Source organism: Streptomyces kebangsaanensis (genome assembly GCF_001906585.1).
GTDB lineage: Bacteria > Actinomycetota > Actinomycetes > Streptomycetales > Streptomycetaceae > Streptomyces > Streptomyces kebangsaanensis.
Window position 1 is genome coordinate 12,433 of sequence record NZ_JUJA01000166.1, and the last position, 10,381, is coordinate 22,813.

General features: G+C 74.2%; 9 protein-coding genes and 1 pseudogene. 6 read left to right on the forward strand and 4 right to left on the reverse strand.

The features are described from left to right. Positions 1-48: 48 nt before the first annotated feature. A complete protein-coding gene (locus RH94_RS34150; protein ID WP_073952190.1) occupies positions 49-999 on the forward strand; it encodes a nitrilase-related carbon-nitrogen hydrolase in 951 nt (316 codons plus the stop codon). Between the two features lie 105 nt (positions 1,000-1,104). On the opposite strand, the gene RH94_RS34155 is transcribed toward RH94_RS34150, so the two are convergent. Then, on the reverse strand, positions 1,105-2,190 hold the full coding sequence (locus tag RH94_RS34155; protein ID WP_073952278.1) for a WD40/YVTN/BNR-like repeat-containing protein: 1,086 nt from the start codon (positions 2,188-2,190) through the stop codon (positions 1,105-1,107). Between the two features lie 264 nt (positions 2,191-2,454). Here RH94_RS34155 and RH94_RS34160 point away from each other — a divergent pair, with 264 nt between their 5' ends. After that, complete coding sequence (locus RH94_RS34160; RefSeq protein WP_073952191.1) at positions 2,455-3,042, forward strand: Rv1733c family protein; 588 nt, start codon at positions 2,455-2,457, stop codon at positions 3,040-3,042. A gap of 13 nt (positions 3,043-3,055) precedes the next feature. On the opposite strand, the gene RH94_RS34165 is transcribed toward RH94_RS34160, so the two are convergent. Continuing rightward, on the reverse strand, positions 3,056-4,717 hold the full coding sequence (locus tag RH94_RS34165) for an acyl-CoA dehydrogenase family protein (RefSeq protein WP_073952192.1): 1,662 nt from the start codon (positions 4,715-4,717) through the stop codon (positions 3,056-3,058). Between the two features lie 69 nt (positions 4,718-4,786). Here RH94_RS34165 and RH94_RS34170 point away from each other — a divergent pair, with 69 nt between their 5' ends. Further along, entirely contained in the window at positions 4,787-5,536 is a 750-nt protein-coding gene (locus RH94_RS34170; RefSeq protein WP_073952279.1) for a PaaX family transcriptional regulator C-terminal domain-containing protein, read from the forward strand. 81 nt (positions 5,537-5,617) lie between these two features. Here the strand turns inward: RH94_RS34170 and RH94_RS34175 are convergent, their stop codons facing one another. Further along, positions 5,618-6,424 carry a pectate lyase gene (locus tag RH94_RS34175; protein WP_073952193.1) on the reverse strand — a complete coding sequence of 269 codons (807 nt, stop codon included), beginning with the start codon at positions 6,422-6,424 and terminating at the stop codon, positions 5,618-5,620. A 53-nt stretch (positions 6,425-6,477) separates the two neighbouring features. After that, positions 6,478-7,452 carry a pectate lyase family protein gene (locus tag RH94_RS34180; protein ID WP_073952194.1) on the reverse strand — a complete coding sequence of 325 codons (975 nt, stop codon included), beginning with the start codon at positions 7,450-7,452 and terminating at the stop codon, positions 6,478-6,480. Between the two features lie 357 nt (positions 7,453-7,809). On the opposite strand from RH94_RS34180, the gene RH94_RS34185 reads away from it, so the two are divergent. The 3 genes and pseudogenes from RH94_RS34185 to RH94_RS45530 form a co-directional block, all read left to right on the forward strand. Beyond that, on the forward strand, positions 7,810-9,108 hold the full coding sequence (locus tag RH94_RS34185) for an SGNH/GDSL hydrolase family protein (RefSeq protein ID WP_234426255.1): 1,299 nt from the start codon (positions 7,810-7,812) through the stop codon (positions 9,106-9,108). A gap of 155 nt (positions 9,109-9,263) precedes the next feature. After that, positions 9,264-9,935: a hypothetical protein gene (locus RH94_RS45525; RefSeq protein ID WP_234426236.1), complete on the forward strand. Its 672-nt coding sequence runs from the start codon at positions 9,264-9,266 to the stop codon at positions 9,933-9,935. A gap of 9 nt (positions 9,936-9,944) precedes the next feature. Further along, positions 9,945-10,381: pseudogene (locus RH94_RS45530) on the forward strand (cation-translocating P-type ATPase); the annotation flags it as partial.

Consider the following 10,381-nt stretch of genomic DNA (forward strand, 5'->3'; position numbering starts at 1 on the left):
GCCCGCCGGCCTCGTACGACTGCTGAACCCCTGGCTAGTCTCGGCGGCATGACCACTCTGACCGCCGCCGTCGTCCAGGCCGCCGCCCCGTTGTTCGACACGCCCGCCGCGCTGCTCCGTGCCGAGGAGCTGATCCGTGAGGCCGTCGAGACCCACCGCGCCGAAGTAGTCGTCCTGCCCGAGGCGTTCCTCGGCGGCTACCCCAAGGGCCTGGACTTCGGCATCACCGTCGGCAGCCGCACCCCGGCCGGCCGGGAGCTGTTCCGGCGCTACCACGCCGCCGCCGTCGACGTCCCCGGCCCCGAGACCGACGCCCTGGCCGGCCTCACCCGGGAACTGGGCTGCCACGCCGTGGTCGGTGCGGTCGAACGGCAGGGCGGCACCCTGTACTGCGTGGCGCTCTTCTTCGGACCGGACGGCTACCTGGGCCTGCACCGCAAGCTGATGCCGACCGCCGCCGAACGCTACCTGTGGGGTCAGGGCGACGGCTCCACCCTGCCGGTCGTCGACACCGGCACGGCCCGCCTCGGCGCGGGCATCTGCTGGGAGAACTACATGCCCCTGTTCCGTGCGGCGATGTACGCCAAGGGCGTCGACCTGTGGTGCGCGCCGACCGTCGACGACCGCGACGCCTGGCAGGCCACCATGCGGCACATCGCGCTGGAGGGCCGCTGCTTCGTCCTCAGCGCCAACCAGTACCTGCGCCGTGACGCCCTGCCCGGTGACCTCCACCCCGTGCAGGGCGACGCGCCCGACACCGTGCTGATCGGCGGCGGCTCCGTGATCGTCTCCCCGCTCGGCGAGGTCCTGGCCGGACCGCTGCGCGACGGCGAGGGCATCCTGACCGCCGAACTCGACCTCGACGACCTGGCCCGCGCCCGCTTCGACTTCGACCCGACGGGCCACTACGCCCGCCCCGACATCTTCACCCTCCATGTCGACGAGTCCGCCCGCACCACCGTTGCCGGAATCAGCGGTCCCGCCGGGAACGGACGGTGAGGACCCGCCGGGCACGGCCGACCGGGCCGGGTTCTCCGTCACGCGGTGGGCCGACCCGGCCGGGCGGCCCCGGTGCGAGCGGTTCCCCGCGGCGCGTCGCGGTCGTCAGCCGATCACCGCCGCGCGCACGCAGAGCACGTCCGGCAGGTGCGAGGCCAACTGCTGCCAGCTGTCGCCGTCGTCCGCCGAGGCGTACACCTCGCCGTTGCGGTTGCCGAAGTACACGCCCGCCGGATCCGCGTCGTCGGTGCACAGCGCGTCGCGCAGCACCGTGCCGTAGTGGTCCTCGCCCGGCAGGCCCGCCGTGAGCGGCTCCCAGTTCCTGCCCGCGTCCGCCGTGCGGAACACCCGGCAGCGGTGGCCGGCGGGCACCCGGTCCGCGTCCGCGCTGATCGGGAAGACGTACGCCGTGCCGCCGCGGTGCGGATGGGCGGCCACGGCGAAGCCGAACGTCGACGGCAGGCCCTCGCCGATGTCCGTCCAGTGCCCGCCCCCGTCGTCGCTGCGGTACACCCCCCAGTGGTTCTGCAGATACAGCCGGTCCAGGTCCTCCGCGTCCTGTGCCACCTTGTGGACGCACTGGCCGAACTCCGGGTTCGGATCCGGCAGGAACACAGCCGACACACCGGAGTTGGACGGCGCCCAGCTCTCCCCGCCGTCGGACGTGCGGAACACGCCCGCGGTGGAGACGGCGACCGTGACCGCCTGCGCGTCGCGCCGGTCCGTCACCACGGTGTGCAGGCCCTCACCGCCACCGCCCGGCACCCACTTCGACCGGGTGGGGTGCTCCCACAGAGGGCGGACCAGCTCGAAGCTCTCACCGCGGTCCTCGGAGCGGTACAGCGCGGCCGGTTCCGTGCCCGCGTACACCACGTCCGGCTCCGCGGCCGCCGGGTGCAGCTGCCACACCCGCTCCAGTGAGGCGCCCGTGTCCCTGGGGAACCTCACGGCCGGCCGGGCCGGTTCGGTCCATGTGCGGCCCAGGTCGTCGGAGTGGAACACCGACGGCCCCCAGTGCGAGCTGTCGCCGCCGGCCAGCAGCCGCGGGACGGTACCGCGGGTGTCGACGGCGACCGAGTAAACGGCCTGCGCGTTGAAGTACGGACTGTCGTCGAACTCCCAGGCGCCACCGCGCCGCCGTCCGATGAACAGGCCCTTGCGCGTGCCCACGGCGAGCAGTACCTCGGTCATGCCGATCACCTCCGCGAGGTCTTCGTCCGGACTCCTTCGTCCCGGACACCGGCCAGTTTGCACCCCACCACTGACAGTCACCCTCGTGTCGGCGCCGTCGCAGGTCACGGCGGCGCGGTCGGCACACCGCCCACCCTCGCGCGCGACCTTCGGGGGACCCATGCGGGCGCCGGGGCGGGGAACCCGCCGTGAGCACGGGGGAGCCGTCCTTCGTATGGGAGGGCGGTCCGGCAGATCCGCGCGCTCATGAGGAGGATGCCGTTGATGGCGTTCCGTGGTCCGAAGGTGTGGCTGTGGCGGTGGCGCCGCAATCCGCTCAAACGCCGCACCGACACGGTGGAGGCCTGGGTCGTGCTCGGCACCTGGGTCCTCACCGTCCTCGCCGGGGCGCTCGCCGGCTGGACGGCGGCCCGTGGAGTGGAGCGCGGGCTGGCCCAGGAGCGCCTTCAGTGGCGGCCCACGGCCGCGCTGGTGACCGAGCGGGCGCCCGGCTCGCCCGCCGGGGGCGGCCGGGGGTCCGGCACCGCCCTGCGGGTGTGGGGAAAGGTGCGCTGGACCGCCGTGGACGGCACCGAGCACACCGGCCGGGCCCGGGTGCGGCCCGGCAGCGCGGCCGGCACCCCCGTCACCGTGTGGACCGACCCCCGGGGCCGCCTGGTGACCGAGCCGGCCACGCCCGCCCAGGCCCGCACCAGGGCCGGGACGATCGGCGGTCTGGCGGGCGCGGGCGCCGCCGCCGGCCCCCTCGTCGCGGGCCGTGCGCTGCGCACCCGGCTGGAGCGCCGCCGGATGGCCCGGTGGGACGTCGAGTGGTCCCGCTTCGGCCCGCTGTGGAGCCGCAACACCTGGTGACGCGGACCGGGGGTCAGTCCGGCAGGGAGCGTTCCAGGACGGCGTCGAGGTCCGCGCCGGCGGGCAGGGTGCCGAAGGAGTGGCCCCAGTCGCCGCCGAGCCGCGTCGCGCAGAACGCGTCGGCGACGGCGGGCGGAGCGTGCCGGACCAGCAGGGACGCCTGGAGGGTCAGGGCCATCAGCTCCACCAGGCGGCGCGCGCCCACCGGGGAGGCCTCGCCCAGACCGGCCTTCAGACGGCTCACGGCCGCGTCCAGACGGGTGTCGGCGCCGCGGGCCAGGGCGAGTTCGGCGAACAGCGCCTCGGCGGTGCCGGGCTCCCGGCCCAGCGCCCGCAGGACGTCCAGGGCGTTGACGTTCCCCGAGCCCTCCCAGATCGACAGCAGGGGCGCCTCGCGGTAGTGCCGGGGCATGCCCGACTCCTCGACGTAGCCGTTGCCGCCCAGGCACTCCAGGGCCTCCGCGGTGAAGGCCGGCCCCCGCTTGGTGACCCAGAACTTGCCGACGGCGGTCGCGATCCGCCGGAACGCCGCCTCCGTCTCCCGGTCGCCGTCCGCGCGCACCGCCCGGTCGGCCGCGCCGGCCAGCCGCAGCGTGAGCGTCGTGGCGGCCTCCGACTCCAGCGCCAGGTCGGCCAGCACGTTGCGCATCAGCGGCTGGTCGATCAGCGGCGCGCCGAAGGCGGCGCGGTGCCGCACGTGGTGGCCGGCCTCGACGAGCGTCTTGCGCATCAGCGCCGCCGACATCATCACGCAGTCCAGGCGGGTGCAGTTGACCATCTCGACGATGGTCCTGACACCGCGCCCCTCGGGCCCGACCAGCCAGGCCACGGTGTTGTCGAACTCCGGCTCGGAGGAGGCGTTGGACCGGTTGCCCAGCTTGTCCTTGAGCCGCTGGATCCGGAAGGTGTTGCGGCTGCCGTCGGGCAGCACGCGCGGCACCAGGAAGCAGGACAGGCCGCCCGGGGCCTGCGCGAGGACCAGGAAGACGTCGCACATGGGCGCCGAGGTGAACCACTTGTGCCCGCGCAGGGTGTACACGCCCGGCTCGGCGGCCGGCGTGGCGGTCGTCGTGTTCGTCCGTACGTCGGAGCCGCCCTGCTTCTCGGTCATCCCCATGCCCGCCAGCAGGCCCCGCTTCCCGGCCGGCGTCCGCAGCCCGGGCTCGTACACCCGGCTGGTCAGCAACGGCTCGTAGACGGCGGCGAGTTCGGGCTGCGCGCGCAGGGCGGGTACGGCGGCGTACGTCATCGACGTCGGACACCCGTGCCCGGCGTCGGTGTGTCCCCACACCAGTCCGCCCGCGGTACGGGCCACATGGGCGCCGGGCCGGTCGTCCGCCCAGGGGGCGCCGGCCAGCCCCTCGGCGACCGCGGTCCGCATCAGGTGGTGCCAGGAAGGGTGGAAGTCGACCTCGTCGATCCGGTTGCCGTACCGGTCGTGGGTGCGCAGCTCCGGCTCGTACCGGTTGGCCTGCTCGGCCCACTCCTGCGCCTGTTCGCCGCCCGCCAGCGCCCCGAGCCGCCGCACGTCCGGCTCGGCCCACTCCGCGCCCTCCCGGCGCAGCCCCTCCAGCAGCGCCGCGTCGTCGGACGCGTCGTACGGAGCCAGGGGAGGGGCCTGGTTGGTGACGGCGTGGGGGGAGGGCGACGGTGCGTGCGCGAGTGTCGAGGCCATGCGGTCAGTGTTGCACTGTCTCTACGACCGCAGCAATGGTGCAACATGGCGGAAGTACAGTACGTGCTCATGAACGCCCCCCAGGAGCCCACCGGAGTCGACCTGCGCCCGCTGTCGGCGCGGTCGGTCGTCCTGAGCCTGCTGCTGGGCACGCACCCGCCCGAACTGCCCGTGAAGGATCTCGTGCGGGCCGTCGAGCCCTTCGGAGTCGGCGGATCCACCCTGCGGGCGGCGCTGAGCCGGATGGTGGCCGTCGGCGACCTGCGGCGTTCGGACACCGTCTACGGCCTCAGTGACCGGCTGTTGGAGCGCCAGCGGCGCCAGGACGCGGCCGTGCACCCCGCCACGCGGCCCTGGGAGGGGGAGTGGGAGATGGCCGTGGTGACGGCGACCGGCCGCGGGCCCGCCGAACGCGCCGGACTGCGCGCCCGGCTGACCGCCCTGAGGCTCGCCGAACTCCGCGAGGGCGTCTGGCTGCGCCCCGCCAACCTGCGCCGTCCCTGGCCCGGCGACCTGGACCGGGTGATCCGGCGCTTCACCGCCCGGCCCGAGGAGTCCGCCCCCGGCCTGGCCGCCGGCCTGTGGCCGCTCGACTGCTGGGCGGCCACCGCCCGGGCGCTGCTCGCCCACGTGGCGCGCGCGGACCGGCCGGCCGACCGCTTCACCGCCCTCGCGGCCGTCGTACGGCACCTGCTGGCCGATCCCGTCCTGCCCGCCCCGCTGCTGCCCGCCGACTGGCCCGGCCCGGCGCTGCGCGCCGCGTACACCGACTACCAGCGGGAGCTGACCGAGGAGATGCTCGGCCGCGCGAGGCGGTGAGCCGTGCGAGGCGGTGGGCGGACGACGGCGGCGCGCGCCGTCCGGGGGACGTCGCGCGCCGCCGCCCTCATCGCGAGGGGGTCACTTGTACGTGATGTCGGACGACGCGTACTTGCAGTAGGTGCCGTCGGCGTCCGTGCCGTTCGTGCTGGGCTCCTTGCCCGTGTTGTTCCCGATGTACTTCTGGCAGGGGATGATCTTCTTGCTGGAGTCCCCGACGATGGTGATCTTCTTCAGGGACGCGCTGTCGCCGTAGTTGGTGTTGATGCCGACGAGCCGGCTGCCCTTGTAGGTCGCCTCGATGGTGTTGAGGTTGATCGTCCGCTTGTACTGCGTCTTGCAGTTGCCGCAGGAGCGGACGAAGGTGCCGAAGTTCTGCACCGCGAAGTTCGAGACGTTCAGCGTGCCGGCGCCGTTGAACTGGAAGACCTTGTCGCTGGCCTCCTTCGCACCGCCGCCGGAGACGGTGTAGACGTGGGAGGACGAGGAGCCGAGGAACGTCGCCGCGTCCTCGCCGACGTCCTCCCACCAGACGTTCTGCAGGGTGCAGCTGCCCAGGCAGTGGACGCCGTCGGCGGCGGGGGCGCCGATGATGACGTTCTTCAGGACGGCGCCGGCGGCCAGTTCCAGGATCGGCTTCTGGTTCTCGTCCTGGCCGCCGGTGCCCAGGGCTCCGCTGCCGTACAGGCGCTTCATCCCGTAGTCCTTGGTGCCCGACACGGAGATGGTGGAGGTGACGGCCTGGCTGCCGTTGGCGGTGGGCCAGGTGGCGGCGCTCGCGGGGGACAGCGCCCCTTCTGTCATGATCATGGCAACCGAGAGGCCGAGTGCGGCCAGGCCTCCGGTCAGTGCGCGCCGTCGCACGCGCGGTCGTGCCGCAGCAGTCATGTCCCGACTCCTTCTGTGTGGTCGCTGTGTGGTCGGCCGGTGGGTGGGCGGGTTCAGATCTTCCCGGTGCCCGCGCCGGCGGTCACCGAGGAGGTCACGCTCGAGGCGGACTCGGCGGTGTAGCCGTACGGCGGGCTGGTGAAGCCGCCCGTCCTCGAGATCTCGGTGGCGGCCCCGCCGAGGTCGTTGCCGCGCAGGTTGGCGTAGCCGTCCGTGCTGCTGTCCCGGTTGGTGGTGACGGCGACCTTGGTGCTGCGGAAGACGTTGTTCTCGACGAGCATCTGCGCGCCCATGCGCGAGTGCACGGCGGTGTCGGCGCCCACGACGTAGTTGTCGTAGAAGTGCCCGGTGCCGAAACGCAGGCTCGGGATGCGGGAGTTGACGTTGTTGAACCAGTTGTGGTGGTACGTCACCCGCAGGTGCCCGGTGTCCTCGCTCGCGTTGCTGTCGCTGTGGCCGACCAGCGAGCCCTTGTAGTGGTCCTTGAAGGTGTTCCAGGACACCGTGACGTAGTCGGAGGCGTGCGTGATGTCGAGCAGGCCGTCGTAGTAGTCCTTGCCGTGGTCGCGGTCGGAGGACAGGGTGTTGTGGTCGATCCACACCTTGGTCGAGCCCTGGACGGTGATCGCGTCCGTTCCGACGGCCTTGCTGATGTTGAGGTTGCGGACGACGACGTTGCCGACGTTCTTCAGCCGCAGTCCGCCGCCGGTGAACCCGGACGACGAACCGACGCCCAGCACCGTGGTGTTGGAGCCGATGTCGACCTGACCGCTCAGCGAGATCGTGCCGCTGACCTTGACCACCTTGGCCGTGCTGCCGGCCACGGCCGACTTGAAGGCGCTGAGCGTCGAGACGGTCACCGCCGAGGCGCTGCCGCCGCCGGTCGTGCCGGCGCCGAACCCGACCGGCGAGCTCTCGGCGGCCCCGGCCTGCTGGGGCAGGGCGAGCACCGCGGCCGTGGCGGCGGCGGCGACGGCCGCCGCGAGCGCCGACCGTTGCGCGTGTGTACGTGGGGGGCGAGTACGCATGCGGGTGTGTCCCTTCAGGAGGACGAGGGGGTCGTATACGTGAATGACGTACGCCTTGCAGAACGCCGCGCGCGGGCAACGTGGCCCAAGGGGCCAGGAGGGGCGCCCTTGGGTCACGCTGCTGAACGGACCGTAGGGTGAAAGCGCTTTCTAGTCAACGCCTCGCGCAGTCCGCGTCCGGTCGGCGCCGGGTGGCGGTGAGGGGAGTTCGGCCATTGCTGTGGGAGCGGTTCCACGGGGGTGCGCGTACATGCCACCATGCCAGGCGCCCGCACCCTCGCAGACGCACCGGAGGACGCCATGACACCGCCCGTGAGTCCACCAGCCGCCCCGCCCGGGAGAACCCGGCTCGCCGACCTGGTCACCGCCTGCGTCCTGGCGCTGGCCCTCCTCGTCACCGTCTCCGCCGTCACCGCGCTCGCGCAGCGGCCGGATCGCGCCGCCGCCGGGCGGCCGCCGGCCGCACCCCGACAGCACTGGGTGAACACCTGGACGGCGATGCCCCAGCTCACCGAACCGGGCAACCTGCCGCCGGCCCCCTTCACCGGCGACGACGCCGTTCTGGCCGACACCACGCTCCGCCAGACCCTGCGCGTCTCCACCGGCGGTCACCGTGTCCGGCTGCGCTTCTCCAACGCCTTCGGTGACACCCCGCTGCCCCTCACCGCCGTGACGGTGGCGCTCCCGCTCCACGGCAAGGCCGGCGTCAGCGCCGTGGAGCCCGGTACGACCCGGCGGGTGACGTTCTCCGGACGGGCGTCGACGACCGTGCCCGCCGGGGCCCAGGTCGTCTCCGACCCGCTGGACCTCGAGCTGCGCCCCGCGTCCAACCTCACCGTGACGGCCTACCTGGCCGACGGGCAGCGGTCCCTCGCCCTCACCTCGCACCCGGGCTCGCGCACGACGTCGTACCTCGTCCACGGCGACCGCACCCGGGACACCGACCTGCCCGGGGCGACGCCGGTCGACCACTGGTACCTGATCAGCGACGTCGAGGTGCGGGCCGACGCCCCGACCGAGGCCGTCGCCGTCGTGGGCGACTCGCTCACCGACGGGCGGGGCTCCACCACCAACGCCAACAACCGCTGGCCCGACCAGCTCCACGACCGGCTGCGCTCCCGCCGCGCCACGGCGCACGTCGCCGTCCTGAACCAGGCCGCCGGCGGCAACCGCGTCCTCCAGGACGGCCTCGGCCCCAACGTCCTCGCCCGCCTCGACCGCGACGTCCTCGCCCGCAGCGGGGTCGCCTGGCTGATCGTCTTCGAAGGCGTCAACGACATCGGCACCGCCGACGCCACCCCGGCCGCCCAGCGCCGGGTCACCGACGACCTGATCGCCGCCTACCGGCAGATCGTCGTCCGCGCCCACGCCCAGGACATCCGCGTCTACGGCGCCACCCTGCTGCCCTTCGGCGGCAACACTTCCTACGACGACCCGGCGGGCGAGCGGGAGAAGTCCCGGCGGGCGGTCAACACCTGGATCCGCGCGCACGGGAACTTCGACGCGGTGATCGACTTCGACCGCGCCGTCCGCGACCCCGCGAAGCCGGGCCGGCTGCGGCCGGCCCTCCACGACGGGGACTGGCTGCACCTCAACCCGGAGGGCTACCGGATCCTCGCCGACGCCGTCCCGGAGGGGCTGTTCCGCCGGTCCTGACCCGGACCCGGGGCTCCCTCCGGCGCCACGCGGCGACGGAGGGAGTCCGGTGGCGGGGACGCGGTCGGTGACGTTCCCTGAGAGAGACGGGATGACCAGCACGGTTGCGGGCACCCGAGGGGCACGCAGGACGATCTCACCCCGCGAGGAGAGTCATGGCTGAGCAGAAGTCGTCGTCGGCCCTTGTGGCGCCGCTGCACGGCGCGGCCGCGGTGCTGCGCAGGGTGCCGGGCGCCGGGGTGGTGAGCAGGGCCGCGCAGGAGACGCTGGACAGGGTCGGCGCCGTGTCGCCGCGCAGGCGGCGGATCGCGGTCTACACCGGGGCCGGAGTGTTTGGTGCCGCCGGAGTGGTGGAGTGGCCCGTCGCGCTCACCGGCGCGGCGGTGGCCTGGCTCACCCAGTCCCGCCCCGAACAGCCCGCCGGCGACGGGCGGAAGACCCTGGAGCAGGCACCGGACACGGGTACGAGGCCCGAGGACACCGAGCCCGGCACGGGCGTCACGGCCCGGGACACCGCCCCGGACACCGCCGCCGCGGCGAACGCGGCACCGGAGGGCGGCACGGCCGCCCGGACCGCCGCCGCGGACACGTCACCCACCGCTCAGGACACCGCCGCCGCGGCCCAGCAGTCCGCGGGGGAGCGCGCCGCGGCCGCCCGGGAACCCGCCAAGGACATCGGCACGGCGGCGCTGAGGTCCGGGGGCGGAGCAGGTTCCGAGGGCCGGGCCGCCCCGCCGGACACCGGGACCCGGGGCAAGACGCCCGGGGGGCACGCGTCCACCGGACCCCTCGGCCCGACGGCGCGGCCCGACCGCACCACCCTCTGAGGGCGCGCCATGGTGCTCGGTCTGCTGACGGCGCCGTCGGCCGCCGCCCGTCTGCTCGCACGGACGGCGGCACCGGCGGTGGGAGTGGCCGCCGGCGCGGTGGCCGGAACCGCGCGGGCCGGCGTGCGCGGTGCGGACACCACCGTGCGGGTCGCGCGCGTCGCCTGGAACGCGCTGCCCGGCGAGGGCGCCCACTGGAGGTCCGGTACGCGGGCCCACTTCGCGCTGCGGCCCGCGGACCCGGACCGGGTGCGGCGCGCGGGCGGGAGGGAACATCTGGCCCGGCGCATGGCCGTGGCGCTGGCCGAGCGGCCGGACGTGCTCTTCGCCTACTGGGACCAGGGGCTCGCGCGCCTGGTCGTCACCGTGACGGAGGACGAGGCCGCCGACCGGGTCGTGGACCACGCCTCCGCCCTCGCCGCCCGGCAGGGGCTGGTCCTGGCGGG